Here is a 24777-nt window from a genome sequence, read left to right on the forward strand (position 1 = left end):
AGCCTAGGCATGATCGGATATGCCGGGAATGAGGCGGACTTCTGATCGCGGGGTGCGGTAAACCCCACCCCTACGTACCGTACACTGTACGGCCGTGAGCTTCTCGACGGATCTGGCCCAGCACGCGGCAGTCTTCCAACCCGGCGACCCACCCAGGTCCGGACATATCACCTTCCTTGACCCGGACGGGCCGTCCGCCGTGACGGTGGCCGAGGAGCACGACGGCGCGGTGCGCACGCGCGAGGTCGCGGCCACCCACGTCCCGGTGGGGGAGGCGGTGGCGGGGCTGGCCAGGGCGCGCATGGACCCGCGGGCCCACCCGGCGACGCGCTTCTGGGGGGCGGCCGCGCTGGTGGCGCTCCAGCTCGTCACCCGGGGCCGCATCCTGCCGGGGGTGTCGGCGGGGGAGCACGACTCCTGGCGCGCCGGCCCGCTCGACGCCGCCGACATCCAGCGCGTACGCGAGCTGGCCGCCGCCATGCCCGCCGCGGCCCGCGCCATCCCCCTCCAGCCCGGACAGCAGGCCGAGCCGTGGCTGCCGGAGGCGGAGCCGCTCGTGCGCGCCTTCCTCGACGCCGTCGCCGACGCCATGCCGCGCTCGCCCGGCGCCGTACGGGCCACCGGAGCCACCGCCTTCGCCGCCGCCAAGCCCGTCAAGGTGGCGCACCTGCGCCCCTGGGCCGAGGAGGTCGCGGCCGGCCTCGACTCCGGCGTACGGCTGTCGCTGCGCCTGGAGGCCGACGACCTGGCCGCCGCCGAGTTCCGCGCGATCGTCCAGCTGCACAGCCTGGCCGACCCCTCCCTCGTCGTCGACGCGGCCGACCTGTGGCAGGGCCGCGAGGCGGGTTTCGGGCCGCGCGCCAGGATCGAGGCCACGCTGGCCGTGCGCCGGGCCGCCCGTGCCTGGCCGCGCCTGGAACGGCTGCTCGACAACGCCGTCCCCGACGAGCTCGCCCTCACCGACGGCGACGTCGAGCAGCTGCTCGCCGGCGCCGCCGAACGCCTGGCCGCCGCCGGCGTCGAGGTCCACTGGCCCAAGGCCCTGGTGCGCGGCCTGAGCGCGCGCGCCGTCATCGGCGAGCGCGACGCCAAGCCGTCCGACCTGCCGTCCTTCCTCGGCGGGCAGCACCTGACCAGCTTCGACTGGCAGCTCGCACTCGGCGGCGAGCGCCTGAGCGCGGCCGAGATGGACCGGCTCGCCGAGGCCCACCGCCCGGTGGTGCGGCTGCGCGACCAGTGGGTCCTCATCGACCCCGACCTGGCCCGCAAGGCCCGCCAGCGCGACCTCAAGCCCCTGACCGGCATCGAGGCGCTGGGCGCGGCCCTGACCGGCTCGGTCGAGGTCGAGGGCGAGCAGGTCGCCGTGGAACCCACCGCCTGGCTGCGCGACCTGCGCGAACGCCTGGCCGAACCCGCCGACGCCGGCCCTCCCGAAGGGCTGGCGGCCACACTGCGCGACTACCAGCTGGCCGGGCTGCGCTGGCTGGCCCGGATGACCTCGCTCGGGCTGGGCGGCTGCCTGGCCGACGACATGGGCCTGGGCAAGACGATCACGCTGATCGCCCTGCACCTGCACCGCACTGGAGACGGGGCCGGGGATGGCGCCGGGCCCACGCTCGTGGTCTGCCCGGCCTCGCTGCTGGGCAACTGGGAGCGGGAGATCGCCAGGTTCGCGCCGGGCGTGCCGGTGCGCCGCTTCCACGGGGCGCAGCGCACGCTGCCCGATGAGGGATTCGTGCTGACCACGTACGGCACCATGCGCCTGGACGTGGCCCGCCTGGCCGCGCACCCGTGGGGCCTGGTGGTGGCCGACGAGGCCCAGCACGTCAAGAACCCCGCCTCCGGCACCGCCAAGGCCCTGCGCGAGATCCCGGCCGCCGCGCGCGTCGCGCTGACCGGCACCCCCGTGGAGAACAACCTGTCGGAGCTGTGGGCCATCCTCGACTGGACCACGCCGGGGCTGCTGGGCCCGCTGGGCAGGTTCCGGTCGCGGTGGGCCAAACCCGTCGAGTCCGGCGACGGCGAGACGGCCGAACGCCTGTCGCGGCTGGTGGGGCCGTTCCTGCTGCGGCGCCGTAAGAGCGATCCCGGCATCGCGCCGGAGCTGCCGCCCAAGACCGAGACCGACCGCCCGGTCGCGCTCACCACCGAGCAGGCCGGCCTGTACGAGGCCGTCGTCCGCGAGAGCATGGCCCAGATCGCCGAGGCCCGCGGCATGGCCAGGCGCGGCCTGATCGTCAAGCTGCTGACGGGCCTCAAGCAGATCTGCAACCACCCCGCCCAGTACCTGCACGAGACCGCGCCGCGCCTGGCCGGCCGCTCGGGCAAGCTGGAGCTGCTGGACGAGCTGGTCGACACCATCGTGGCCGAGGACGGCGCGGTGCTGGTGTTCACCCAGTACGTCACCATGGCCCGCCTGCTGGAGCGGCACCTGACCGCCAGGGGCGTGGCCGTCCAGCTGCTGCACGGCGGCACCCCGGTCGCCCGCCGCGAGGAGATGGTCGAGCGTTTCCAGGAGGGCCGGGCGCCGGTGTTCCTGCTGTCGCTCAAGGCCGCCGGCACCGGCCTGAACCTCACCCGCGCCGACCACGTCATCCACTACGACCGCTGGTGGAACCCCGCCGTCGAGGACCAGGCCACCGACCGCGCCTACCGCATCGGCCAGACCCGGCCCGTCCAGGTGCACCGGCTGATCGCCGAAGGCACGATCGAGGACCGCATCGCCGAGATGCTCGGCGCCAAACGCGCGCTGGCCGAGGCCGTGCTGGCCTCCGGCGAGGCCGCCCTGACCGAGCTGACCGACGCCGAACTCGCCGCACTCGTGGAGCTCAGATGACCGCCGCCCGCGGATTCGCCGCCTTCCCGCCGCAACGCGCCGGAGCCCGTTTCGCCACCTCCTGGTGGGGGCTGGCCTGGGTCAAGGCCATGGAGGACACCTCGCTGGACCAGGGGCTGCTGCGCAAGGGCCGCGCCTACGCCAAGACCGGCCAGGTCGGCCCCATCACCGTCAGCCCCGGCCGCATCGCCGCGGTGACCGAGAGCGAGTACGACACCGTCGTACGCGTCGAGCAGCTCACCGACGCCGCCTGGGAACGTTTCCTCGACCAGGTGGCCGCCAAGAGCGGGCACATCGCCGCCCTGCTCGACCGCGACATGCCGCACGACCTGGTCGAGGCGGCCGAGGACGCCGCCGTGCCGCTGCTGCCGGCCGTCGGCGACCTGGAGCCGGAGTGCTCCTGCCCGGACTGGGGGCATCCGTGCAAGCACGCGGCCGCCTTGTGCTACCAGGTGTCGTGGCTGCTGGACGCCGACCCGTTCGTGCTGCTGCTGATGCGCGGGCGCGGCGAGCAGGAACTGCTGGAGGCGCTGCAGGGGCGCCAGGCCCCGAAGAGGCCGGCCGCGGCCGCGGCCGCAGGGGTGCCGGCGGTGGAGGCGCTCGCGGCGGGCGTGCCCGCGCTGCCGGAGCCGCCGCCGGTCGAGGTCGCCTTCGCCCCGCCCGTGCTGGACCCGGCGCCGGGCGTGGACGTGGCCGCCCTGGGGGTGCTCATCGCCTCGGCCGCCTGGCGGGCGCGCGAGGTGCTGCTCCACGGGCGGTTGCCGGAGCTGTCGGAATACCAGGACCGCGTCCGCCTGGCCGCCGACCACGACCTGGACCTCGGGCTGGAGGCGGCCGTGCGGGCATGGCGGTACGGCGGCGCGCACGGCCTGGAGGTGCTCGAGCACGCCTGGACGCCACCCCGCCAGGACCTGGCCAGGTCGCAGGCCCTGCTGGAGGCCGGTTGGGAGGGCGAGCAGCCGCCGCCGCTGCAGGCCTGGCGCAACCGCTGGACCCTCGGCCCCCTGCAACTGCGCTACGGCCGCGACGGCCGCTGGTACCCCTTCACCCGCATCGAGGGTGAGTGGTGGCCCGCCGGCCCGCCGGAGCGCGACCCGGCGGCGCTGGTCAGCGGGTGAGCCGTCAGGCGCGGCGCCGGTAGAGGTGCCCGTTGTCAGCCGGACAGGACGGCGGCCAGGTCGGCCGCCGGCCCCGGGGGCAGGGCGCCGTGCAGCAGCTCGACGCGGTGCACCAGCCGGGGCGCGGCCAGCGGCAGCCCTGCCGCTGCCGCCCCGGACAGGGCGGAGGCGGGCAGGAGGGTCAGGCCGTGGCCGGCGGCCACCAGATTGAGCACGGTGTGCACGTTGTCCCCCTGATAGTCCAGCCCCACCGGGAACCCGTCGCCCACCAGGTCGCGCAGCCGGGCCAGCGGGCACAGCGGGGTCTGCAGCCAGCGCGCGTCCACCAGGTCGGCCAGCGCCAGCGCCGCCCGCCCGGCCAGGGGATGACCGGCAGGCAGGGCCACGACCAGCTCCTCCTCGCTCACCCCGACGGCCGTCATCGGCCCGGCGTCCAGCAGGCGCAGCGGGTCGGACGGGGCGGCCAGCCCGTCGGCCAGGCCCAGGTCGGCCCGCCCTTCGGCGACCATCGCGACGGCCTGGTCGCGCCCGCAGGTGTGCAGGCTCACCTCCAGGCGCGGATTGCCGGCACGCGCCCGCGCCAGCCGGGCGGCCACGACGGGGTTGACGGCCAGCGGGGTGACGGCCAGCCGCAGCCGGTGCCCGGGCCGGGCGGCGGCGCGCAGCACGTCGGCGCGGGCCGCGCGCAGGCGCAGCAGCAGCGGCCCGGCGTGCTCCAGCAGCCGCCGGCCGGCCTCGGTGGGCTCGACCGGGCGGCGCAGCAGCAGCGGCAGGCCGAGGTCGGCCTCCAGCGCGGCGATCTGCTGGGAGACGGCCGACTGGGTGTAGCCGAGCTCGGCGGCGGCCGCGGAGAACGAGCCGTGCCGGGCGACGGTCACGAACGTGGTCAGCAAATGAGGATCCATCAGTGTTGCTTATAGCAGGTCCAGAAATCATCGTTGGCGCTTAACCAGGGGTGGCGGTCAGGATGAGGGCATGAGAATCGCCCTCGTGGGGGATCGGTCCCCCAGTGTTCGTTCGCATGCCCGGATCCCGCTGGTCGTCGAGGCGCTGCGGGAGCGGGAGGGCATCGCGCTCGACCCGTACTGGATCGCCACCACCGACGTGTCCGGCCTGGAGCGCTTCGACGGGATCTGGATCGTGCCCGGCAGCCCGTACCGGGACGAGGAGGGCGCCGTGGAGGCGGCGCGCGTCGCCCGGGAGCATGGGATTCCGCTCCTGGGCACCTGCGCCGGGTTCCAGCACATGCTGCTGGAGTTCGCGCGGCACGTGTGCGGGCTGGACGTGGCGCACGCCGAGAACGAGCCGGACGCGCGTGAGTTCCTGCTGACGCCGCTGGCGTGCTCGCTGGCCGGGCACGAGGGGCGGGTGCGGATCTCGCCCGGGACGCTGATGGAGCAGATCGTGGGCGGGCCCGTCACGATGGAGTCCTACGTCTGCTCCTACGGGCTCAACGAGACCTACACCCGGACGCTGGCCGAGCACGGGCTGGTGTTCTGCGGGCACGCCGACGACGGGGCGGTGCGGGCGGCCGAGCTGCCCGGCCACCCGTTCTTCGTGGGCACGTTGTTCCAGCCGGAGCTGTCGGGGGACGGGCGGCGCGCGCACCCGGTGATCGCCGCCTTCGCCGCCGCGGTGGCCCGCCAGGCGGTTCGAACCTGACCAGTGCCCTGTCTACACCGCCCGCGCCGCCCGGGTTTCCTGGGCGAGCAGGCCGGACAGGTTGCGCAGCGAGTGGCGCAGGAGGGCGACGCTGACGGGGCGGACGAGCGGCCACAGGGCCCGGCCCAGCGGCCCGAACGGCAGTTGCAGCCGCTCGGCCCAGATCACGCGGCTGCCGCCGTCCTGGGGGCGGATGCGGATGGCGCCGTCGCCGCGCACGAACCGGCCGGTGTGGGTGACCAGCACCAGGGTCGGGGGCTGCCAGGTCGTGATCGTCATGGTGTCCAGGAAGCCGAACGGCCGCACTCCGGTGTAGGCCTCGACCGCGTGCTCGCCGACCTGGCGGGCCTCGGTCATGAACATCCACTCCCGCTGCCGCGACCAGTCGGTGATCAGCGCGAACACCTGCTCCGGCGGCGCCGGGACGTGCACGGCGGCGCCCGCGTGGACGTACCTCATCGTGGACCTCGCCGTGGACCTCACCGTGGACCTCCCCTGGCCAGCTCCACGGCGCGGGCGCGGTCGAGGGCGCGGCCGCGGGCGAAGGCCGCGGCGAAAGCCTCCTCGCCGAGGTCGTCGCGCAGGCGCGCCGCCACGCGGGCCACGTCGGGGTTGGCGGCGTCGGGGGCGCCGCGCAGCTGTTCGGCGGCGCCCAGCGTGGTGGCTCCCGCCAGCAGGTCCCCGCGCGCCGCGCACAGCTCGGCCACGGCGACCGCGACCCGCGCCAGGACCGGCATGTCGGACGCCGCCACGACCAGCTCGGCAGCCGCCTCCGCGTGGCGGGCCGCCGTCTCGTGGTCGTGCGCGGCCACCGCCAGGTGGGCCCGCCCGACCAGCAGCAGCGTGCGGAACTGCGGCGCGATCGCCGTCGTGTCCCCCATCACGTGGCAGGCCGCGGCGTAGTGGCGCCCGGCGGCCGGCAGGTCTTTCTCGTGGCGGGCCAGATGACCCAGCTCGGCATGCGCGAACGCGACATTGCGGGCGGGTGTCTGCCGGCCCTCCGGCGCGTCGATCAGCCCCCGCAGCACGGCCCTGGCCCGCTCCACGTCCCCTTTGCGTACCAGGATGGTGGCCTGCCAGCCCCGCTGGTGGGCGACGTCAGAGTCGGGGTTGAGCTCGAGCAGCAGCCGTACGGCCTCCTCCATCGCCTCCAGCGCCTGGTCGAAGTCCCCGAACACGGCATGCGTCTCGGCCAGCGACGTCAGCGCCATCGACAGCCCCCACCGTTCGCCGGCCTGCCGCAGCTCGGCGCAGCCGGCCAGCAGGTCGGCCCGCGAGCCGGCCATGTCGCCGCCACCTCGCCCAGCGCGGCCCCCCGCCACAGGCCCAGGGCCTGCTTCAGCAGCGCGGCCCGGACCGCCGGGTCGTCGTGCTGCCTGGCCCGGGCGGTGAGCCGGTCGAACTCGCCGGCGTCGGTGTCGGCCTCCAGCCGGTAGGCGCCCGGCACCGACACCAGCGCGCCGGCCTCCGGCAGCGTCCGGCGCAGGCGGGAGATGAGCGACTGCAGGGCGTTGCCGGGGTCGGCGGGCGGCTCCTCGGGCCACAGGTCCGCGGCCAGCTCCTCGACCGTGACGGCGCGGCCGGCCGCCAGCGCCAGGCGCACCAGCAGCCGGCGCAGCCGGGCACCGCCGACCGCGGCCGACTCGACCTCCAGCGGCCCCAGGATCGCCACACGCACACGACCATGCTGCCACCCCGGCGGCGGCGTGCCCCTCAGGCGTGCCAGTCGCCGGCCCCGCCCGGCACCGGCGCCTGCGGGTCGTAGGGGGTGCGGGTGAAGATGAACGTGTTGAGGTCGAGATGGTCGGGGGCCACCCGCAGCGTCTCCCCGGCGTAGTAGCCGTCCAGCCCGAGCCACGTCCCGTCGGCCTGCGGCACGAACCGCGAGGCCCGCCCGCCGCCCCCGACCGGCTCCAGCGACAGGGCGCGCTCGGGCAGCAGCCGCAGCGTGTACGGCTTGGGCCCCCAGTGCCACAGCCCCGTCAGCGCCAGCAGCCCGGGATCGGCGGCGACCGGCTGCCATTCGTCCGGCAGGCGCGGCTCGTACTCCTCCAGGATGTCCAGCAGGTCGGTCAGCAGCGAGCCCTTCATCCCCGAGGTGGTGTTGGCCATGAACAGCACCCCCACCCCGTCGCCGGGGTCGGCCCACACCGTGGCCAGGAACCCCGGCATCGACCCGGAGTGCCCCGCCAGGCGCCGCCCGCCGGGGCGGTACAGCTGCAGGCCCAGCCCGAACCCGACGCTCCAGGAGTCGCCGTCGTCCACCCCGACCGGCTCGCGCATCTCGGCCAGCGTGTCGCCGCACAGCACCCCCGCGGTGTCGCCGCCCAGGAACGCCGCCCATCGCGCCAGGTCGTGCGGCGTGGACCACAGCTGCCCGGCCGGCCCCATCGCCTCGGCGTCGTGCTCCGGCTCGGCCAGCACCACGTCGGCGTAGGGGTGGACGGCGTATCCGGTGGCGTGCGGGGCGCGCGGCCGGGCGGTGGTGTCGTCCATGCCGAGCGGGTCGAGCACCTCCGACTGCAGCGCCTTGAGCCAGGTGGTGCCGCGCAGCCTGGCCACCAGCTCGCCCAGCAGGGCGAAGCCGACGTTGGAGTAGTGGAAGCGGCGCCCGGGCCGGTGCTTGAGCTCGCCGGGCCCGAGGCGTTCCAGCAGGTCGGCGACGGGGACGCCGGGGGTGCGCTCCCACCAGGCGGTGGGCGGCTCGGCGGTCAGGCCGGCGGTGTGCGACAGCAGCTGGGCGATGGTCAGGTGGCCCAGCGGCGTGCCCGGCAGGTGCTCCTGCAGCGGGTCGGACAGCCGCAGCGCGCCCTCGTCGCGCAGCCGCATGACCACGACGGCGACCATGCTCTTGGTGATCGACCCGATCCGGTACTGGGTGGCCTGGGTCGGCGGCGCGCCGTCCACCCGGCCGCGCCCGCCGAACCACGCCGGCCTCCCGTCGCGCACGATCGCCGCCGCCAGCGACGGAACTCTGCTTTCGGCCTGTTCGACGGCCAGTCTGCGCAGCAGAGCGCGCGCCGTCGCGTGTCCCACCTGGCTCATGAGCGACAAGATTAGCCGCTAGATGAGCACCAGCTGCGGGCCTATCAGCTCACCTTGGTGCGGCTGCGGGTGGGCCTGGTCGTGGTAGTAGTGGCCGGCGTACCAGACCACGACGTTGGCGCCGTCCAGGCTCTCGCCGTTGAGGAAGCGGTTGAGCGCGGCGCGGTCGCGCGGGCCGGGGTTGCCGTCGTCGAGCTCGCGGGGGTGGTGGCGCAGGAACCACAGGTCGGACACGCCGTAGGCGTCGGCGGTGCCGTCGAACTCGCCGGGGTGGATCTGGTAGCCGCGGCCCGAGGACTTGTCGCGTACCTGCCAGTACAGGGCGGGGTGGAGGCGTTTGCGGGAGGTCTCGCGGATGATCGGCACGGGTTCGGGGATGATCGAGCCGGTGTCGTCGATCTGCTCGACCACGTCGTTGCCGGCGCCCTCGATGTCGAAGTCGAGCCGCCAGTAGGCGTGGTGGCGGTGCACCATGCACGTCATCGGGTTGGCGGTGGCGGCGAACCCGAAGCGGGGGCTGATGTCGCCGTTGTCGGCCAGGCGCCAGTCGCTGGCGTAGCGGTACCAGCCGGCGGCCAGCTCGCTGACGATGCGCAGCTGCTCGCCGTCGTGGTGGAAGGCCACGCCCTGGAAGTTGCCGGCGTCGGTCGAGGGGCGTTCCAGGATGGTACGGGGCGGGCTGTCGCACAACCGCCACCCCCAGCCGACCGGGTCGGTGCCGACCGCGTTGAAGCGGGTCTCGAAGCTGGCGTCGTCGCGGAAGGTCGTGCCCTCCTCGTACTCGACGTTCAGGACGGGCACGTGGGCCTGCCGGAGCACCAGCCGGCCGCGGTAGCGCACCTCGCGCAGCTCGACGCCGCCGCCCACGCCGGGGTTCTGCGGGGCCGAGGCGCGCGGGCGGACCACCAGCAGGTTCCACAGCTCGGTGGAGCCGCGCCGCACGCGTACCCGCACCTGGTCGGGGCCGCCGCGGTCGGTGAGCGCGTCGACGCCTTCGGGGACGCTGTGCTCGCAGTCGTGGTGCATGCGCACGTTGATCCCGGACGGGGTCCAGTCGACGGCGCGGTTGACCAGGTCGACGGCGACGATGCGGTGGCGCAGCCCGGTGGGCTCGCCGGGGGTGTAGAGGCCGAGGGTGGGGCGGCGCACGGTGGTGCCGTCGGGGTTCTCCAGGTCGGCCAGCGGCGGCATGGGCCGGTAGACGACCACGTTCTCGCCGGCCGGGAAGCGCGGGTCGGCGCGCAGGATCTCGGCGGCGGCCGCCAGCTCCTCGCGGCTGGGCTGCGGCCGGTAGGCGCTGGGGCGCAGCTCGGCGCGTTCGGGCCGGTCGAGGGTGCCGCGCAGCTCGACGGCGCGGTTGCCGACCGGGTCGAACACGGTGGCCTGGAACGGGGCGTTCTCGCCGGGGTCGTGGCCGAGGCCGGGCGCGAAGGCCACGGTGAGCCGGTCGGGGTCGGCGACCTCGAGCGCGGCCAGCGCCTCCGGGTGCTCGGCGACCGCCTGGCGCAGCCGCTGCGCGGTCAGGCCCGTGCGGGGGACCGCTTCGATCGTGACGCGTACATCGTCGCTCATGGGCTGTCTCCTCGGCACGCTGGTCGGCGCGGCTGGTCGGAAGGGCCGCTGGTGCGTTATCGGGCCGGGACGCCGCGACGTTAGCCTGCCGCGGCGATCCCGAAGCCACTTAAAGCGGATATCGACGCGTATTTCGCTTATCCGTTAGGGCGATGACAGGCGATAATACAAATAGTCTGATCAGTGAATATCTCCGGAAAGGGCTGAAGATTTCCCGGCTGAATTACGCTTGACATCGCCACTCATAAGAATGACCATGCTGTTCTGTGACCCCTCCCAAGAATGGCATTATCGGGCCGCCCACGGTCGAGGGCCGCAGCAAACGGATCTGGCGGCGCGACGACGGCACCTGCACGGTCGAGCTGATCCCCAGCCTGCGCAGCCACACCTTCGACCGCGACGAGCTCGTGCCCGCGACCGCGCGCCTGCGCCTCGACTTCTACGAGCGTGCGGCCCGCGCGCTGCACGCCTGCGGCATCCGTACGGTGTTCCGGGAGCGGCTCGGCGAGACCACCTATCTCGCCGACTACGTGCCGGCTCCGCCCTTCGAGGTCATCGTCAAGAACCGGTCCGTCGGATCGACTCTTCGCAAGTATCCCGGCCTCTTCCCCGAAGGCCATGTCTTCCGCCCCGCGGTGGTGAAGTTCGACTTCCGGACCGATCCCGAGGACCAGCCCATCGGAGAGGACTATCTGTGGGCCTACGGAGTGGATGTCGAGGAGTTCCGCCGCATTGCCCGAGAATGCAATGACTGCCTCCGGAAATGGCTGGAACCACTGGATCTCTGGGATTTCTGCCTGATCATCGGTCCGAACCCCGAAGGCGATCTCATCATCAACTCCGAAATATCGCCCGACTGCATGCGGCTGCGCGATCACCAGGGCCACTCGCTGGACAAGGACCTGTTCCGGCAGGGGGCCAGCCACGAGCACATCGTCTCCGTCTGGTCCGAACTGGTCGGCAGGCTCCCGGCATGACCGAGGCGCACCGCCCGGTCGCCATCGTGACCGGCGCGAACCGCGGCACCGGTCTGGCCATCGCCGCCGAGCTCCACGCGGGCGGCTGGGAGGCCTGGGGGCTCAACCGCACGTCGGCGGGCCAGCCCTGGCTCGCCGAAGCCCCGTGCGACCTGGAGTCGGCCGATGCGGTGACGGCCGCCGTCGAGACGGTCGCGCGCCGGCGGGGGCGGATCGACTCGCTCGTCGTCAACGCGGTCACGCGGTCCCTGGGCAGGATCGGCACGCTCAGCCTGCCCGACTGGCGGGCCGCCTTCGAGGTCAACATCGTCTCCGTGCTGCCGCTGCTCCAGGCGGCGCTGCCGTACCTGCGCCCGCGCAAGGGCAGCATCGTCCTGATGGGCAGCCACGCCGCCAGCCGCTACTTCGAGGGCGGCGCGGCCTACTGCGCCAGCAAAGCGGCCCTCAAAGCGCTGGCCGAGGTGCTCCTGCTGGAAGAGCGGCCGAACGGCGTGCGCACCACGCTGATCAGCCCCGGCGCGATCGCCAACGAGATCGGTGACGACTCACCGTTCAAGCTGTCGACGTCCTCCGTCGCCCAAGCCGTGCGGTGGGTCGTCGAGGCGCCCGCCGACACCGCGATCGGCGAGCTCGAACTGCGCCCGGCGCACCTGCCCGACATGGCTGTGACCGGCCTGAACCGGCTCCAAGCGGTCTGAAGCCGTCCGCCCGCCATCTCTCCATCTCCGCGAGGGGGACCTTCCCATGACATCCATTCTCGAGCGCAAACCCGTGGCCTCCCGCGCCGGACACGCCTCGCGCGCCTGCGACCTGCCCGTGCTGCGCAGCGCCCAGGCCGACTGGCCGATGCCGCCCGCCCGCACGATCCTGATCGCGCACCTGCTCGACACCGCCGTGCCGTACGTGCGGCTGCTGAGCCGCTCCACCGAGCTCGCCCAGATCGTCCCGGTGCCCTACAGCGCCCAGCCGGAGGCGCTGTCGCTGCTGGCAGACCTTCCGGTGAGCATGCCGGCCTCCATCGAGGAGGTAGGGCCGATGGCGGTCGCCGCCGCCCGGCTGGCCGCCCGGCCGGGCGAGCCGCCCGTGATGATCCAGGAGGTCGGCGGATACTGCGCCGGGGCGGTGCGAGACCTGGCCGCCGTGCCCGGCTTTCGCGGCATCGTGGAGGACACCAAGCAGGGGCAGTGGCAGTACGAGCGCGCCGCGCCGCTGCCCCTGCCGGTGTTCACCATCGCCGACAGCCCGCTGAAGGCCCTGGAGGACGTCCAGGTCGGGCGGTCGGTGGCCTACAGCGTCGAACGGCTGCTGCGGCTGCGCTTCTACCGGCTCCTCAGCGAACGCCGCGTCCTCGTGCTCGGCTACGGCGGGATCGGCACGGCCCTGGCCGAGCACCTGCGACGCGCCGGAGTCCAGGTCGCCGTCTACGATCCCGACGACATCCGGATGTCGGCCGCCCTGGTGCACGGGTTCCGCGTGGGCCCGCGCCAGGACCTGCTCTCCTGGGCCGAGGTGATCATCGGCGTCTCCGGCCACCGCGCCCTCACCACCGCCGACCTGCCGCACCTGCGCGACGGCGTCGTGCTGGCCAGCGGAAGCTCCAAGCAGGTCGAGTTCGACGTCGAGGGCCTGCGCCGCGCCGCGTCGGCCTCGGCCGAGGTCGACGAGGTGCTCGAACTGCGGGTGGCCGATCGCACCGTCTATCTGCTCAACGACGGCAAGCCCGTGAACTTCATGGAGCACAGCATCCTCGGATCGGTCCTTGACCTCGTCTACACCGAGCTGTATCTGTGCACGCGGGAGCTGGCCAGGCAGACCTGGGAGCCGGGGCTGCACCGCCTCGACCCGCGGCTGCAGCAGGAGCTGGCGCAGCGCTGGCGGGAGGAGTACGGACAGCGGTGAATGCGATTCTGGACAGGGTGCGGGCCCGGGTGGCCGTCGACTTCGCGACCGCCGACTCGGCCCACGACCTCGGGCACGTCGAGCGGGTCGCCGCCCTGGCGGGCGAGCTCGCGGCCCGTACGGGCGCCGACCCCCGCATCGCGCGGGTGGCCGCGTACGTTCACGACTACCACCGGGTGGAGGAGGCCAGGCAGAACCGCCGGCCCATCCGGCCCGAGGACGCCCGCGCGGCCGTGCTGGACGTCCTGGAGGGCTGCGGCGTGCCGCACGACTGGCATGCATCGATCTTGCGTGCGGTCGAGCTGACCGGCCGCTACCGTTTCGCCGACGAGGAGCTCGACGGCGGGTGCGCGATCGCCGCGGCGGTCCACGACGCCGACAACCTCGACGCGATGGGAGCCATCGGCATCGGCCGCGCCTTCGCCTACGGCGGGCTGCTCGGCGAGCCGCTGTGGGACCCGGCGACCGCCCTGAAGGACGTCTACCGGGAGGGCGAGACCTCCTCGGTGCTGGCCCACCTCTACGAGAAGCTGGTCCGGCTGGAGCAGGACATGCTCACCGAGCCCGCGCGCCGGATGGCGGCCGACCGGGCGCTGCTGCTGCGCCGCTTCGCCGCCGGGTTCCGCTCCGAGTGGGACAGCGGGCAGCCCGCCTGCTCGCGGGTCCTGTGGGACCCGCGCACCCGCTACCTGTCGGTGGCAGAGCCCCGCGGCGACGCCGACGAGCCGCTCGTGCGGGTCAGCTTCCGCGGGCGGATCTCGCTCACCTTCGACGAACAGGGACAGCCGGCGGCGGTCCACCTGCCGGACGCGCCGGACCTGCTGGCCACCGACGTGCGGATCGCCCTGTCCCAGGAACGGCCGCACCACCACATCGAGGGGACCGCCGACATCGAGCTGCACCTGCGCAAGAACCACCCGGTCGCCCTCCAACTGCACCTGTGGAGCCGGTGATGGGCTACTTCGGCCTGCTCCGGGCCCCGTACGTGACCCGCCTGCTGCTCGGGACGCTGGTCGGGCGGCTGCCCAGCGCGATGGCGGCGCTGGCGATCCCGCTGGTCCTGCGGCAGGGGGGCGCGAGCTACGACTTCGTCGGCCTGGCCGCCGGAGCCTTCGCCATCGCCGCCGCCGGCGGCGGTCCGGTGCTCGGCCGGCTGGTGGATCGGGTCGGCCAGGTCCGCGTCCTGGTGCCGGCCGCCGTCGCCGCCGGCGCGGGCCTGATCGCGATCGCGCTGGCCCCCTCCGAGCCGGTGCTCGTCATCGCCGGCGCCCTGCTGGCGGGGGCGGCGACCCCGCCGCTGGAGCCCTGCCTCAGGGTGCTGTGGCCTGACCTTGTCCCGCCCGCCCGGCTGGAGTCGGCCTACGCCATGGACTCGGCCTCCCAGGAACTGGTCTTCGTCGGTGGCCCCCTGGTCGTGGCCGGCTGCGTGGCGGCCGGATCCACGGCGGGCGCCCTGTGGGTGGGGGCGCTGCTGGGCCTGCTGGGCGTGTTCGTGGTCGCCACCGCGGCGCCCACCCGCAACTGGAAGGCTCCCGTCCGTTCGCCCGACTGGCTCGGGCCGCTGCGCAGCCGTGGCCTGAGCGTGCTGCTGGTGAGCCTGACCGGGGTCGGCGCCGCCATCGGCGGCCTCAACGTCCTGGTGGTCTTCTACACCGAGCACCGCTACGTGGTGGGCGGGGCGGCCACGCTGCTGGCGTTGAACGCCTTCGGCGCCCTGGCCGGGGGTCTCGGCTACGGGGCGGTGCGCTGGTCGTCCTCGCCGCCGCGGCGCACGCTGCTGCTGACCCTCGGGCTGGGCGGCGCGTACGCGTTGCTGTGCCTGGTGCCGTCCCCGCCGTACATGGCCGCCCTCATGATCCTCACCGGGCTCTTCCTCGCGCCCGTGCTGACGGCCGCGTTCGTCCTGGTCGGCAAGCTCGCGCCGGCCGGTACGGTCACCGAGGCCTTCGCCTGGCTGGTCACGCTGATGACGGCGGGAATCGCCCTGGGATCGACCGCGGCGGGCATCATCCTGGAACACGCCACGGAGTCCTGGGCCGCCTCCGTCGGGGTGCTGGGCGTGGCCGTGGGCGTGGTCGTCCTGGCGGCCGGGCAGCGGTGCCTGGCGGCCGGGAGCGCCGAGACCGCCGACGACCCCGCGGGGGCCGCCGTATGACACCGGTCCGGCTGCTGTGCACGGATCTGGACGGGGTGCTGCTCACCAGCGCCGGCGGCCTCAGCCGCGACACCGCCAAGGCGCTGGCCGCCGCCCGAGCCGCCGGCCTGCAGGTCATGGTCGCCACCGGGCGGCCCACCCGGGACGCTCTGGAATGGGCGCGGGAGGCCGGACTGCGGGGCCTGCTCGCCTGCAGCAACGGCGCGGTGATCTGGGACACCTGCGCCGGGCGGGTGCTGTTCGACCACTGCTTCACCGCCGGCCAGCTCAAGCGGGTCGTCGCCTGGGCCGAACGGTCGGTGCCAGGCGGTGTCCTGGGGCTGGACACCGAGCACGAGCTGGTGCTGCAACCCGGCTTCGCCGACCTGGTGCCCGGCTGCTGGCCCCACACCGCCTCGGCCGACCTCCTCGGCCGCGCCAGCCGCGGCAACCGCGCGGTCAAGGTGCTCCTGGCCCACCCCGAGCTGTCGGCGCCGCAGCTCGCCGGCGCGTTCGCCGGCGAGGCGGTCACCGGGCTGCGGGCCACGTTCTCCACCGCGCACTTCCTGGAGATCTCGCCGGAGCACGCCAACAAGGGCGAGGCCCTGCGGTGGGCGGCCGCGCACCGGCGCATCCCCCTTGCCGCCACGGCCGCCGTGGGGGACATGCCCAACGACCTTCCCATGCTCCGCAGGGCCGGCCTGCCCGCGGCCGTCGCCAACGCCCACCCCGAGGTCAAGGCGGCGGCCCGGATCCTGCTGCCCAGCAACGACGACGACGGCGTGGCCTCGCTGATCCGCGCCCTCTTGCGCTGACCGCCTCCACCTGGACCCTCGCCAACCGCTCCCCGGTAAAAGACCAGAGGCTGTGCAGACCGTGCAGAACTGCCCGTCGCGGCCCGGCCGCGTCCGGCCCGTCGCTTTCGCGCGGGTCACGCCGGGTCCGCTCCAGAACCGGTTGGCGAACGCGGCCGGGAACCGGCAACCGCGAACGGCGCCGATCACGTCCGCGGCGAAGAGCTCCTCCAGCGCGCTCATGTCGCCGCGGCGGGCGGCGGCGACGAAGGCGATGAGCAGCCTGCGTTGTTCGGCCCTGGTCACGGGGGTGCGGCGGGCGATGAGGATGCGTCTGCGGGCCCTGCTGACGAGCTGGCGTACGGCCGGTTCGTTGAGCTCGATGATGCCGGCGATCTGCCGGTAGGGGTAGTCGAACGCCTCCCGCAGCACGTACGCGGCACGTTCGGTGGGCGAGAGCCGTTCCAGCAGCAGCAGCACCGCGAACTCCAGGGCCTCGGCCCGCTCGGCGCCAAGGCAGGGATCGGCGCCGGCGTCGACGGGTTCGGGCAGCCACGGGCCGAGGCGGGTCTCGCGGCGGACGCGGGCGGACTGCGTGGCGTTGATCGCCAGCCGGGTGGTCGTGGTGGCCAGGAACGCGGCGGGATCGTCGACCGTGGCACGGTCGTAGACCTGCCAGCGCAGCCAGACGTCCTGCACCAGGTCCTCAGCCTCGGTGACGCTGGCCAGCATCCGGTAGGCGATCCCGAACAGGCGTGGCCGCACGCCGGCGAACACCGCCGCCGCCTGCTCCAGATCGGCCACCGCCATCGCCCCCTGCTGCTCACAAGTGCGATTCCTCGACTGTTACCCCCCGAACGCCGAGGTCAGGCCGGCGGGCAGGTACAGGCCAGGAAGATTTCTTCCTGTCACACCTCACGGCGCTACCCGGTCTTGCTCCCGTAACGGCTTTGCCCACCTGCGGCCAGAGGCCATCGCGCCCGTTCCCGCCGAGATCGCGGCGCTCAGGCGGGAGGTCTCAACCGTCGGTCTTGACGAGGTCTTCATCCAGAAAAGGGGAAAAGATTTCGCGGCGGCTGTCACAAGCCCGAAGGCTGCCCTGTCTTAGCTGGCGACCGGTCGGCACACGGGTGCCCCGGCGGATGGACAAGGGGACGCCATGAAGATCGTCGTGATCGGCGGGACCGGCCTGATCGGGTCTAAGCTGGTGGCCAAGCTGGCCGAGCAGGGGCAGGAGGCGGTGGTGGCGGCGCCGAGCACCGGCGTCAACACCCTGACCGGTGAAGGGCTGGCGGAGGTGCTGGCGGGCGCGCAGGTGGTGGTCGACGTGTCGAACTCGCCGTCGTTCGAGCCCGCGGCGGTGATGGAGTTCTTCGAGACCTCCACGCGCAACCTGCTGGCCGCGGAGGCGGCGGCCGGGGTCGGCCATCACGTCGCGCTGTCGGTGGTGGGCACGGAGCGGATGCCGGACAACGGCTACTTCGCAGCCAAGATCGCCCAGGAGCAGCTGATCGAGAAGTCGGGGATCCCGTTCTCGCTCGTGCACGCGACACAGTTCTTCGAGTTCGTACGTGCCATCGCCGACGAGGCCACGGACGGCGACACGGTGCGGATCGCGCCGGTGCGGTTCCAGCCCATCGCCGGTGAGGAGGTCGCGCAGGCGGTCGGCCGGGTCGCGGTCGGGGAGCCGCTGAACGGCCGCATCGAGGTGGGCGGCCCGGACGACGTCCGGATGGACGAGTTCTTCCGCGACGCCCTGGCCGCCTGGGCGGACCCGCGCACGGTGGTCACCGACCCGCAGGCCCGCTACTACGGCAGCGTGCCGGGCGAGCGGACGCTGGTGCCGGGCGAGGGCGCGATCCTCGGCACCATCCACTACCGCGACTGGCTCGACCGCACCCCCACCGGCCAGTAGTGCGCCCCAGGCAGGAAAGGTTGTTCCAGGTGCGGCGGCGACACGGCGACCATCGGGCGCGGCGACGCGGCGACCATCGGGCCCAGCCGTCGTGCCCCAAGCCCGGCCTGGGCGCCGATGGCTGCCATGACGACGACCGGACGGCCGGCGGGCAGCGCACGCGCCCCCGACGGGACCCTCGACGGGACAGGGGTTACGCGGTGACCGCATCGGCGATGGTCGCCGAATTCGATGATGTCGCCGCCTGGACCGCCGACGCCGTCGAGCAACTGGGGGAGCGCCACGCCATCCCGGCCGCCTGCCGTGGCAGCGCGAGTCCGGCGGCACTGGCCTGGCTGGCCGAGGCGTGCGAGCTGTCGCCCGGCATCAGGCTGCTGGACGTGGGCGCGGGCGCCGGCGGGCCGGCGGCCTGGGCCGTAGAGCGGTTCGGGGTCCGGCCGATCCTGCTGGAGCCGATGCCGGCCGCGGGCCGGGCCGCCGCCCGGCTGTTCGGGTTGCCCGTCATCGCGGGGGACGGGCGGCGCATTCCCCTCCGAACGGGGTCGGCCGACGCCGCCTGGTGTCTGGGGGTGCTGTGCACCGTACAGGACAAGGCCGCGGTGCTCGGCGAGATCCACCGGGTGCTGACGCCCGGCGCCTCACTGGGGCTGCTGGTGGTCATCGCCCGGGGCCCGCAGCTCCTTCCGGTGCCGGACGGCAACCACTTTCCCACCCAGGGGGAGCTTGCCGGGCTGCTCGCCGGCGCCGGGTTCGAGATCGTCGAGCAGACCGACCAGCCCGGCGGGATGCCGCCGTCCTGGTCGCGTCGCGCCGAGCAGGTCGCCGCGGTGATCGCGACCCGCCACCGGGCCGAGCCCGCGTACGCGCTGGCCGCTCACCAGGGTGAGCGCTTCACCCGCCTGTTCGCCTCCGGCCAGATCGCTGTACGACTGATCCACGCGGTCAGCCGGCCTGCCGGGCATCCACTCAAGTCACGCATGGAGGAAAGATGAGCGCTCCCAGCGGCGAGGAGATCGGCCTGCGGGGCCTGCTCGACGCGGTCGAGGCGCTGGAGGACGCCTCCCGGCCCGGCGATCACGTACGGGAAGAAGCATCCACCCCCTGCGACCGTCAAGGCAGCTGATGAACCACCTGCACCAGCGGCGAACCCGGATCGGACAAACATGCATGTGGAATCACCGGAACAGGTAAACGCACTCGAACGGGCCGCGTCCGCCTTCGTCGAGCTGCGCCCGCGCCTGTTCGGCATCGCCTATCGGATGCTCGGCAGCGCGGTGGAAGCCGAGGACATCCTTCAGGAAGTCTGGTTGCGCTGGCAGAACACCGACCGCTCGACCGTCGAGAACCCTCCGGCGTTCCTGGCGTTGATCACCACCCGCCTGGCCATCAACGTCGCCCAGTCCGCCCGTTCACGGCGCGAGGCCTACATCGGGCCCTGGCTCCCCGAACCGGTGGACACCAGCATGGACCCCACGCTGGGCGCCGAACGGGGTGAAGCGCTCGAACTCGCCTTCCTGCTGCTGCTCGAAAGGCTCACCCCCACCGAGCGGGCCGCGTACGTGCTGCGTGAGGCCTTCGTCTACCCCTACCCGCAGATCGCGGAGATCCTGCAGGTCAGCACGGTCAACGCGCGCCAGCTCGTGAGCCGCGCCCGCAAACGGCTGACCGCCGCGCGGCGCGAGCCCATCGACAAGACCGAGCATCGACACCTCCTGGCGGTCTTCCTCGACGCCGCCCAGACGGGCAACGTCGCCGCCCTGGAAGACCTCTTCGCCGCGGACGTCGTCAGCTCCTCCGACGGCAACGGCATCCGCGGGGCGGCCCGCTTCCCCCTGCTGGGCAGCGCCCGCGTGGCGAGGTTCCTGGCCGCGTACGCGCCGCGGTTCTGGCCGGGCGCCGACATCACCTGGGTCGAGGTGAACGGGCGCGCCGCCGTGCTCGTCCCGCGCAGCCGCACCGAGGTCACCCTGCTCACCATCGAGGCCTCGCCGCAGGGCATCCACCACGTCATGTGGATCGTCAACCCGGCCAAACTCGGCTCGTTCGACCGCTCGCGAGGAGGCTAGACGGGTTCGGCTGGCCTGGGGTGTCACAAGACGAGCGGCTGTCCTGTCTTAACTGCCGACTCCGAAAGAACAGAGGACATCGTGCGGACGACCCCGTTGCCCGGCGGCCACGCCGGCACCTCCACAGCGCGGAAACCGGCCTGCTCTCCTGGCTGTGAAGGTGGCCGGGCATGACCGACGTGAGCGCCGGGACGCTGGCGGAGATGCTCGACGAGCGGCAGCACCTGCTCGAGATCGCCTTGTGGATGTTCGGCTCGGAGAGCACGGCTGACCGGATCGTCCAGGAGACCTATCGCCGCTGGTACGCCCTCGACGACCAGGAGCGCGCCGGCATCGCGGTGCCGCGGGCCTGGCTGACCCGGGTCGCCGGAGGCATCTGCCTGGACCTCCTCGCCGCCGCCCCGCCTGTACCCGGCGTGTCCGGAGTGCCGTTCCCCGCCTCAGCCCCGGCACCCCACCCACACCCCCACCCCCATCCCGCCCTGCTTGCGGCACACCGGCAGGCCCGGCCCGACCGGGCGATGCTCCTCCGGCACGACCGCGTCGCCCGCCGCTTCGCCGCGGCCTGCGACCTGGGAGACACGGCCGCGCTGCGGGCGGTCCTGGCCGCGGACGCGATAGTCGTCAGCGACGGCGGCGGCAAACTCCGCGCCCCGGTACGCCCCACCTACGGCGCGGACGCGGTCGCCCGGTTCGTCACGTCCTTGCTGGCCGGCCGGCCCGTCACCGAGGTGGCCGCCGAGTCCGTGAACGGCCGGACGGGCCTGGTGCTGCGCCAGGCGGGCCGGGCCGTGGCGGTGGTGGGCGTGAGCGTCGCCGGAGCCGAGATCACCGCCGTGTGGATCGTCCTGAACCCCGACAAGCTGCGGCGCTGGCACCGCCCATGACCAGCGTGCCCTCACCCCAGGCGCCTCGCGCGCCGCTGAAAGGCGGACCGGTGAACAATCCGATGCTGTCCACGGAGCACGACTACAGCGGCTCCACGTTCAAGCCCCTCTATGTCACGCGCGTCGCCGTCAGCGGCGGCAGCTCCGCCCACGGCCGGGCCACCGGCCGGGCCCGCTCCACCGACGGCGCCCTCGACCTGCGGCTGCGGATGCCCGAGGAGCTCGGCGGCGACAACACCGGCCCGAACCCCGAGCAGCTCTTCGCCGCCGGATACGCCGCCTGCTTCCACGGCGCCCTCAGCCTGCTGGCCCGCCGGCACCTGCTCGACCCCTCCTCGATCACCGTGCAGGCGAGCGTGGCTTTCGGCCGCGACCCGGCCGACGGCGGCTACCAGCTGAGCGCCGACCTCGTCGTGACCTGGCCCGGAGTCGACCGCGACCGGGTCGCCCCGCTGCTCGCCCAGGCCGCCGCGCTGTGCCCGTACGCCAAGATGACCCGCCAGGGCATCCCCGCCACCATCGACCTCGCCCCTTGAGAACCTTCCGGCCGCCCACGTGCGCGGCGTGCGGCAAACCCCTTCAGGACGGCGGACCGGTGAGCGTGCCGGAGGACGAACCCGTCCGGCGTTGATCGCCCCCACCCGCCCCTGCCGCGTCTGTCGCGTCGGCCCCTTGACGGTAGACCTCCCGGCCCGCCACGAAGACCCGTACGGCCCGGCTCATCACGTCGAGCGGATCGCCCGACCAGAGCACCACGTCACCGTCCAGGCCGGGCCGCAGCGAACCCACCCGGTCGGCGAGGCCCATGATCGTGGCCGGGTTGACGGTGATCGACCGCAGCGCGCTCTCTCGGTCCAGCCCCTCCTTCATCGCCAGCGTCGCCTGGTGAACCAGGAGTTGAATCGGCACGCAGGAGTGGTCGGTCGTGATGGCGACCTGCACGCCGGCGGCGGCCAGCAGGCCCGGGCTGCGCAGGGTACGGTTGCGCAGTTCGACCTTCGACCTGCTGGTGAACAGGGGTCCGCTGATCACCGGGACGGCGCGCTCGGCCAGCAGGTCGGCCAGAAGGTGCGCCTCGGTGCCGTGGTGGATGACCAGCCGGTAGCCGAACTCGTCGGCCAGCCGCAGGGCGGTGGCGATGTCGTCGGCCCGGTGAGCGTGCTGGCACCACGGCAGCTCCCCGTCCAGGACGCGCCGAAGGACCTCCTGGGCGGGATCCTCGCGGGCGGCCCGGAACGCCGCGCGGATGACCGCCGCCGTGCCGAGCCGGGTGGAGGTCGCGTGGCGCTTGGGATTCTCGCCGAGCGCGCTCTTCACTCCCACCGGGTCACGTACGACCATCTCGTCGACGGTGCGTCCCGCGCACTTGACGGCCACCGCCTGACCGCCGATCGGGTTGGCGGAGCCGGGCAGGATCACGGCCGTGGTCACCCCGCCGGACAGCGCGTCGCCGAAGCCCGGCTCGGCGGGGTTGATGCCGTCGATCGCGCGCAGGTGAGCGCCGTTGAGGACGCCTTTCTCGTTCAGGTCCTCGCCGGCGGCGTCCTCGCCTTCCTCGCCGAGCCCGAGATGGGCGTGCGCCTCCACGAAGCCCGGCAGCACCCACAGGCCCGTGGCGTCCACGACGGGCATGCCCTCCGGTACGCCGATGCCCGAGCCGACGGCGGCGATGCGGCCGCCGTCGATGAGCACCGTGCCGCGCTCGATCGGCGGGCCGTTGACGGGGACGACATAACCGCCCGTGATGGCGACGTTCATGTCTCGATCTCCTCATGTTCGACGGTGGCGGACGCGCGCAGTTCGTAGGCCTCGTCGCCCGGGTAGAGCACGGCCTTGCCGATGTCGGGGCCGGCGAAGAGGCCGATCGCCTCCCAGGACTGCCAGCGGCTGATGAACCGGAACTCCACCCACCCGTCGATCTCGGTGCGTACCGTCCGGCTGCCCAGGCAGCCGGGCACCGTGGCGCATTCGGCCGCTCCGGTGGCCTGCAGATGGCGGGCGAACGCGGCCGCGTGGCGGATGGGGACTCGTCCGGTCCAGGTACGGACGATCATGCGAGGTCACGTGCCGAGGCCGGCACGGGTCGTCCGGCCGGCTCCTGCTCCAGCAGGCGCAGCGCGGTCTCGGCGGCGACGAGGTCCTGGATGCCCAGCCCCACGAGCTTGGCGATCGTGATCTGAGCCGGATCCACCCGCCCCAGGTGGCGGCCGAGCAGCACCTCGCCCAGCTCGGCATCGACGTCCGTGCCCGCGGCCCGCAGGTCGCCCGCGAATCGCCGCACGGCCGCACGGCTGTCGGCCACCACCAGGTCGGCCCGGTGGAAGCACGCGGTGTCCAGTTCGGCCTTGGTGGGGTCGTCGGCCCCCACGCCGGTGACGTGCTGGCCTGCTCGCAGCCAGTCTCCGAAGAGGATCGGCGCCGTGCTGCCCGTCGCGGTCACGATCACGTCGGCGCTGCGTACGGCCTCCTCGGCCTGGCTCGCCGCACGCGCGGTCACCCGGGGGAGCCGATCGGCCAGTGCCGCGCACATGGCCGTCGCCGCCGCCTGCCGCCGGCCCCAGACGATCACCTGCCGCACGGGCAGGACGGCACACACCGCCAGTGCCTGCAGGTACGCCTGCACCCCGGTCCCGAGCACGGTCAGCGCCGTGGCGTCCGGCCGGGCCAGCACGCGTGTCGCCACGGCTCCGGCCGCCGCGGTCCGCACGTCGGTGAGGTGGTGTTCATCGCGCAAGAGGGCCACGAGCGCGCCGGTGCGGGCGTCGTGGGCGGCGATGAACCCGCCGGCCGGCGGCTGGGCGTCGGCGAACCAGGTGGCCACCTTGACGGTGAAGATGGATCGTCCCGGCATGCACGCGGACTTGACGTGCACGTCGCCACGTTCTCCGGCGGGCCGCAGGACGGCGATCGGCGCCTCACCGCGGCCCTGGCTGAACTCGGCGAAGATCTCCGCCACCGGCTCGATGAGGTCGGCGAAGCCGACGGCGCGCCGGATCGCGGGGGAGTCGTAGACCTTCACGGCAGCTCCCGTAGCGTGCCGGTGCCGACCATCGCCACGGTGCCGCCGACGGTGACGTGGTCCTCGTGGGAGGTCACGAGGATGCGGCTGGGCCGGCCGGCGAATCGCCCTTGCGCCAGGGAGATCTCCTGGCCTGCGCGGACGCGGCCGTTCCTGAGCAGGTACGCGCCGACGCACCCGGCCGCGCTGGCGGTGGCCACGTCCTCCACGACGCCGTCGTTGTTCCAGTGCCTGCCTTCCAGGCGGTCCGCGTCCAGCAGGTAGGCGAACCGGGCGTCGCGCTCGCGCAGGAAGACGTCGAAGTCCGGCCGCGTGATGCGGGCGCGGGCCAGGGCGTCGCCCATGACCGGCACGATCAGGTACGGCAGGCCGGTGGAGACCACCTGCGGCGGCAGCCTCGCGTCGAGATCGCCGGGCGACAGGCCGAGCGCCTGCGCAATGCCCTCGTCCGGCACCGCGTCGCGGACGAATGTGGCGCGTCCCTGGTCCATCACCGCGGTACGGCCCGAGGTGGTCACATGGACGGTCCCGGTCTGGAGCTCGAAGGTCCACTCGGCCTTGCCGTGCAGTTCGTGCAGGACGGCGGCGGCGCCGAGGACCGGATGACCGGCGAAGGGCAGCTCCTCGAACAGGTCGAAGATCCGGATCCTGCGGGCGTCCCAGACGAAGGCCGTTTCGAAGTGCCGCAGCTCCTGGGTGACGGCGAGCATCTGCCGCGGGTCCAGCGGCGGCGGGTCCAGGAAGACCGCCAGGCTGTTGCCGGTGTAGGGACGGTCGGCGAACACGTCGACGTGGTGGTAGGTGAGCACGTCACGACGGTAATGACCCATCCGTGACATTGGGAAGCGCAATA

The 24777-nt window shown here is 73.6% G+C and carries 25 protein-coding genes and 1 pseudogene; 15 read left to right on the plus strand and 11 right to left on the minus strand.

Annotation, left to right across the window (positions count from 1 at the left end):
* Positions 1-94 precede the first annotated feature (94 nt).
* Together HD596_RS44245 and HD596_RS44250 are read left to right on the plus strand one after the other, a co-directional pair.
* Complete coding sequence (locus HD596_RS44245; RefSeq protein WP_313046331.1) at positions 95-2836, plus strand: SCO1167/SCO6262 family helicase; 2742 nt, start codon at positions 95-97, stop codon at positions 2834-2836.
* Positions 2833-3954: an SWIM zinc finger family protein gene (locus HD596_RS44250; RefSeq protein WP_185075355.1), complete on the plus strand. Its 1122-nt coding sequence runs from the start codon at positions 2833-2835 to the stop codon at positions 3952-3954. The genes HD596_RS44245 and HD596_RS44250 overlap by 4 nt, the downstream gene beginning before the upstream one ends.
* A 35-nt stretch (positions 3955-3989) precedes the next feature.
* Here HD596_RS44250 and HD596_RS44255 read toward each other — a convergent pair whose 3' ends face one another.
* Positions 3990-4859 carry a LysR family transcriptional regulator gene (locus HD596_RS44255; RefSeq protein WP_185075356.1) on the minus strand — a complete coding sequence of 290 codons (870 nt, stop codon included), beginning with the start codon at positions 4857-4859 and terminating at the stop codon, positions 3990-3992.
* Positions 4860-4929: 70 nt separating this feature from the next.
* Between HD596_RS44255 and HD596_RS44260 the strand changes: the two genes are divergently transcribed.
* A complete protein-coding gene (locus tag HD596_RS44260; RefSeq protein WP_185075357.1) occupies positions 4930-5616 on the plus strand; it encodes a CTP synthase C-terminal region-related (seleno)protein in 687 nt (228 codons plus the stop codon).
* Positions 5617-5628: 12 nt separating this feature from the next.
* Here HD596_RS44260 and HD596_RS44265 read toward each other — a convergent pair whose 3' ends face one another.
* Genes HD596_RS44265 through HD596_RS44285 form a run of 5 tightly spaced genes read right to left on the minus strand, consistent with a single transcriptional unit; the run spans position 5629 to position 10233 of the window.
* Positions 5629-6099, minus strand: a complete 471-nt coding sequence (locus tag HD596_RS44265; protein WP_313046332.1) for an SRPBCC family protein — start codon at positions 6097-6099, stop codon at positions 5629-5631.
* Positions 6096-6902 (minus strand): hypothetical protein, encoded by an 807-nt coding sequence (locus HD596_RS44270; RefSeq protein WP_185075358.1) that lies wholly within the window; start codon positions 6900-6902, stop codon positions 6096-6098. Before HD596_RS44270 ends, HD596_RS44265 begins: the two co-directional genes overlap by 4 nt.
* Positions 6818-7294 carry an AfsR/SARP family transcriptional regulator gene (locus HD596_RS44275; protein ID WP_185075359.1) on the minus strand — a complete coding sequence of 159 codons (477 nt, stop codon included), beginning with the start codon at positions 7292-7294 and terminating at the stop codon, positions 6818-6820. Before HD596_RS44275 ends, HD596_RS44270 begins: the two co-directional genes overlap by 85 nt.
* Before the next feature lie 35 nt (positions 7295-7329).
* Positions 7330-8661, minus strand: a complete 1332-nt coding sequence (locus tag HD596_RS44280; protein ID WP_185075360.1) for a serine hydrolase domain-containing protein — start codon at positions 8659-8661, stop codon at positions 7330-7332.
* Positions 8662-8679: 18 nt separating this feature from the next.
* Entirely contained in the window at positions 8680-10233 is a 1554-nt protein-coding gene (locus HD596_RS44285) for a hypothetical protein (RefSeq protein ID WP_185075361.1), read from the minus strand.
* Positions 10234-10499: 266 nt separating this feature from the next.
* Between HD596_RS44285 and HD596_RS44290 the strand changes: the two genes are divergently transcribed.
* Genes HD596_RS44290 through HD596_RS44315 form a run of 6 tightly spaced genes read left to right on the plus strand, consistent with a single transcriptional unit; the run spans position 10500 to position 16058 of the window.
* Positions 10500-11210, plus strand: coding sequence for a phosphoribosylaminoimidazolesuccinocarboxamide synthase (locus HD596_RS44290; protein ID WP_221519842.1), 711 nt, complete (start codon positions 10500-10502; stop codon positions 11208-11210).
* Positions 11207-11908: an SDR family oxidoreductase gene (locus HD596_RS44295; RefSeq protein WP_185075362.1), complete on the plus strand. Its 702-nt coding sequence runs from the start codon at positions 11207-11209 to the stop codon at positions 11906-11908. The genes HD596_RS44290 and HD596_RS44295 overlap by 4 nt, the downstream gene beginning before the upstream one ends.
* Positions 11909-11954: 46 nt before the next feature.
* Positions 11955-13109, plus strand: coding sequence for an NAD(P)-dependent oxidoreductase (locus HD596_RS44300; RefSeq protein ID WP_185075363.1), 1155 nt, complete (start codon positions 11955-11957; stop codon positions 13107-13109).
* On the plus strand, positions 13106-14062 hold the full coding sequence (locus HD596_RS44305; protein ID WP_185075364.1) for an HD domain-containing protein: 957 nt from the start codon (positions 13106-13108) through the stop codon (positions 14060-14062). The genes HD596_RS44300 and HD596_RS44305 overlap by 4 nt, the downstream gene beginning before the upstream one ends.
* A complete protein-coding gene (locus HD596_RS44310; protein ID WP_185075365.1) occupies positions 14062-15264 on the plus strand; it encodes an MFS transporter in 1203 nt (400 codons plus the stop codon). The genes HD596_RS44305 and HD596_RS44310 overlap by 1 nt, the downstream gene beginning before the upstream one ends.
* A complete protein-coding gene (locus HD596_RS44315; protein WP_185075366.1) occupies positions 15261-16058 on the plus strand; it encodes an HAD family hydrolase in 798 nt (265 codons plus the stop codon). The genes HD596_RS44310 and HD596_RS44315 overlap by 4 nt, the downstream gene beginning before the upstream one ends.
* Before the next feature lie 366 nt (positions 16059-16424).
* Here HD596_RS44315 and HD596_RS62785 read toward each other — a convergent pair.
* Positions 16425-16847: pseudogene (locus HD596_RS62785) on the minus strand (sigma factor); the annotation flags it as partial.
* A 349-nt stretch (positions 16848-17196) separates the two neighbouring features.
* Here HD596_RS62785 and HD596_RS44325 point away from each other — a divergent pair.
* From HD596_RS44325 to HD596_RS44345, 6 genes are all read left to right on the plus strand, one after another.
* The gene (locus HD596_RS44325) at positions 17197-17952 is read left to right on the plus strand and encodes an SDR family oxidoreductase (protein WP_185075367.1); all 756 of its coding nucleotides are present in this window, start codon (positions 17197-17199) and stop codon (positions 17950-17952) included.
* 200 nt (positions 17953-18152) lie between these two features.
* Complete coding sequence (locus HD596_RS44330) at positions 18153-18944, plus strand: class I SAM-dependent methyltransferase (protein ID WP_185075368.1); 792 nt, start codon at positions 18153-18155, stop codon at positions 18942-18944.
* Positions 18941-19075, plus strand: a complete 135-nt coding sequence (locus HD596_RS64240; RefSeq protein WP_281398315.1) for a hypothetical protein — start codon at positions 18941-18943, stop codon at positions 19073-19075. Before HD596_RS44330 ends, HD596_RS64240 begins: the two co-directional genes overlap by 4 nt.
* A 40-nt stretch (positions 19076-19115) precedes the next feature.
* A complete protein-coding gene (locus HD596_RS44335; protein ID WP_185075369.1) occupies positions 19116-20018 on the plus strand; it encodes an RNA polymerase sigma-70 factor in 903 nt (300 codons plus the stop codon).
* A gap of 170 nt (positions 20019-20188) precedes the next feature.
* Positions 20189-20905, plus strand: coding sequence for a sigma factor (locus HD596_RS44340; RefSeq protein WP_185075370.1), 717 nt, complete (start codon positions 20189-20191; stop codon positions 20903-20905).
* Between the two features lie 50 nt (positions 20906-20955).
* Positions 20956-21441, plus strand: a complete 486-nt coding sequence (locus tag HD596_RS44345) for an Ohr family peroxiredoxin (RefSeq protein WP_221519843.1) — start codon at positions 20956-20958, stop codon at positions 21439-21441.
* 43 nt (positions 21442-21484) lie between these two features.
* Here HD596_RS44345 and HD596_RS44350 read toward each other — a convergent pair whose 3' ends face one another.
* From HD596_RS44350 to HD596_RS44365, 4 genes are read right to left on the minus strand one after another with little or no spacing between them, the layout of a single operon-like run.
* Positions 21485-22663, minus strand: a complete 1179-nt coding sequence (locus HD596_RS44350; RefSeq protein ID WP_185075371.1) for an amidohydrolase — start codon at positions 22661-22663, stop codon at positions 21485-21487.
* The gene (locus HD596_RS44355) at positions 22660-22959 is read right to left on the minus strand and encodes an antibiotic biosynthesis monooxygenase (protein WP_185075372.1); all 300 of its coding nucleotides are present in this window, start codon (positions 22957-22959) and stop codon (positions 22660-22662) included. Before HD596_RS44355 ends, HD596_RS44350 begins: the two co-directional genes overlap by 4 nt.
* Positions 22956-23924 carry an ornithine cyclodeaminase family protein gene (locus tag HD596_RS44360; RefSeq protein WP_185075373.1) on the minus strand — a complete coding sequence of 323 codons (969 nt, stop codon included), beginning with the start codon at positions 23922-23924 and terminating at the stop codon, positions 22956-22958. The genes HD596_RS44355 and HD596_RS44360 overlap by 4 nt, the downstream gene beginning before the upstream one ends.
* Entirely contained in the window at positions 23921-24733 is an 813-nt protein-coding gene (locus HD596_RS44365) for a PhzF family protein (RefSeq protein WP_221519844.1), read from the minus strand. Before HD596_RS44365 ends, HD596_RS44360 begins: the two co-directional genes overlap by 4 nt.
* Positions 24734-24777 lie beyond the last annotated feature (44 nt).

This window comes from Nonomuraea jabiensis (genome assembly GCF_014204795.1).
Lineage (GTDB): Bacteria > Actinomycetota > Actinomycetes > Streptosporangiales > Streptosporangiaceae > Nonomuraea > Nonomuraea jabiensis.

Coding starts and splice junctions, on each gene's coding strand:
- HD596_RS44325 (WP_185075367.1), top strand. CDS start 17,197: ATGAAGATCGTCGTGATCGGCGGGACCGGCCTGATCGGGTCTAAGCTG.
- HD596_RS44350 (WP_185075371.1), bottom strand. CDS start 22,663: ATGAACGTCGCCATCACGGGCGGTTATGTCGTCCCCGTCAACGGCCCG.
- HD596_RS44335 (WP_185075369.1), top strand. CDS start 19,116: ATGCATGTGGAATCACCGGAACAGGTAAACGCACTCGAACGGGCCGCG.
- HD596_RS44285 (WP_185075361.1), bottom strand. CDS start 10,233: ATGAGCGACGATGTACGCGTCACGATCGAAGCGGTCCCCCGCACGGGC.
- HD596_RS44315 (WP_185075366.1), top strand. CDS start 15,261: ATGACACCGGTCCGGCTGCTGTGCACGGATCTGGACGGGGTGCTGCTC.
- HD596_RS44340 (WP_185075370.1), top strand. CDS start 20,189: ATGACCGACGTGAGCGCCGGGACGCTGGCGGAGATGCTCGACGAGCGG.
- HD596_RS44280 (WP_185075360.1), bottom strand. CDS start 8,661: ATGAGCCAGGTGGGACACGCGACGGCGCGCGCTCTGCTGCGCAGACTG.
- HD596_RS44295 (WP_185075362.1), top strand. CDS start 11,207: ATGACCGAGGCGCACCGCCCGGTCGCCATCGTGACCGGCGCGAACCGC.
- HD596_RS44270 (WP_185075358.1), bottom strand. CDS start 6,902: ATGGCCGGCTCGCGGGCCGACCTGCTGGCCGGCTGCGCCGAGCTGCGG.
- HD596_RS44260 (WP_185075357.1), top strand. CDS start 4,930: ATGAGAATCGCCCTCGTGGGGGATCGGTCCCCCAGTGTTCGTTCGCAT.
- HD596_RS44310 (WP_185075365.1), top strand. CDS start 14,062: ATGGGCTACTTCGGCCTGCTCCGGGCCCCGTACGTGACCCGCCTGCTG.
- HD596_RS44250 (WP_185075355.1), top strand. CDS start 2,833: ATGACCGCCGCCCGCGGATTCGCCGCCTTCCCGCCGCAACGCGCCGGA.
- HD596_RS44300 (WP_185075363.1), top strand. CDS start 11,955: ATGACATCCATTCTCGAGCGCAAACCCGTGGCCTCCCGCGCCGGACAC.
- HD596_RS64240 (WP_281398315.1), top strand. CDS start 18,941: ATGAGCGCTCCCAGCGGCGAGGAGATCGGCCTGCGGGGCCTGCTCGAC.
- HD596_RS44355 (WP_185075372.1), bottom strand. CDS start 22,959: ATGATCGTCCGTACCTGGACCGGACGAGTCCCCATCCGCCACGCGGCC.
- HD596_RS44255 (WP_185075356.1), bottom strand. CDS start 4,859: ATGGATCCTCATTTGCTGACCACGTTCGTGACCGTCGCCCGGCACGGC.